This is a genomic window from Ventosimonas gracilis (assembly GCF_001580025.1).
GTDB classification, from domain to species: domain Bacteria; phylum Pseudomonadota; class Gammaproteobacteria; order Pseudomonadales; family Pseudomonadaceae; genus Ventosimonas; species Ventosimonas gracilis.
The window spans coordinates 1-522 of sequence record NZ_LSZO01000185.1; the positions used below are offsets into that span (position 1 = coordinate 1).

The window sequence follows — 522 nt, forward strand, 5'->3', positions numbered from 1 at the left end:
CGGCAGACCGGACTACAGCGCTCCCCCGCTGGCCTCGCATCTCTACATTCATGGCAACCCCGCCAAATGGCTGCAAGGTCATAACTTTGTAGGTACTGACAACCTGCTTGAGTTAATGTTTGATACCTTCGATGCACTCTGCTCGAGCCTCAATCTCACGCCCACCGACTTCGAGCGCCATCACATCAAAAAAGGCCAGTACCGGCTCACCCGTCTGGACTACAACCGCATGTACGAGTTGCCCAGCCGCTCGGACGTGCAGGGGTGGTTACGCGCCGCCGAATTCAAGGCCAAATCACGGCACGGGCGACCGATGTACAACCGTGGAACGTTGACCTTTGGCGGCACGAGCACGCATTGGAAAGTGGTGTGCTACTGCAAGGCGGACGAAATGCACGCGAAAAGAAGCAGCAAAGTCCCCGCCGAAGAAAAACAACTGACCAGTGACCCCGAACTTAAGCGTTGGATTGATAACAAACTGCGCGTTGAACTGCGCTTGCTCTCGCGCAAACTTAAAGATAC

1 protein-coding gene is annotated in these 522 nt (G+C 55.4%); it reads left to right on the forward strand.

The features are described from left to right. Positions 1-522, forward strand: a 522-nt coding sequence (locus AXE65_RS10480) for a phage/plasmid replication protein, II/X family (protein WP_239685080.1), incomplete at both ends; no start/stop codon positions are given.